General features: G+C 44.7%; 1 protein-coding gene. It reads left to right on the top strand.

Going from position 1 to position 517, the window contains the following annotated elements:
* On the top strand, nt 1–517 hold a 517-nt coding region (locus tag R7Q46_RS30340), incomplete at both ends, for a TonB-dependent receptor domain-containing protein (RefSeq protein ID WP_318078736.1).

Raw genomic sequence — 517 nt, 5'->3', positions numbered from 1 at the left:
CTGCATTCCGTGCGCCTAGCTTTGTTGATTTGTATTACCCTGGCTATGAAATGCCGAACTTAAAGCCAGAAGAGTCAAAAAACACGGAACTGTCGTTATCTGGTGTGGCATCGATTGTTGATTGGACTGTAACTGGGTATTACAACCAAATTGAAAACATGCTGATCTGGAAAGGTGCGGGCATGCAAAACATTGGTGAAGCTGAGATTAAAGGTATCGAACTAGAAGTTAAACTCGATACTGATATTGTCTCTCATGAGTTCTACCTAGATTACAAAGATCCTGTCGACAAGTCTGGTGCAGAAGATACCCAACTAGCATACCGCTCCAAGCGCGGTGCTAAGTGGAATGCTTATGCGACATTTGACCAATGGACGTTGGGCTCGCAGTATCTTTACCAAGGTGAGCGCTTTAATGGTAGTACAAGACTACCGAGCTACAGCCTATGGAACTTCACCGCTTCTTACGCTGTAAACTCAAGTTGGGACATCAACGCCAAACTAAGCAACGCTTTCGA

The organism is Vibrio sp. 811, from assembly GCF_033339195.1.
Note: the sequence above shows the minus strand (reverse complement) of the source record. Positions and strands in the feature narration are given on the sequence as shown.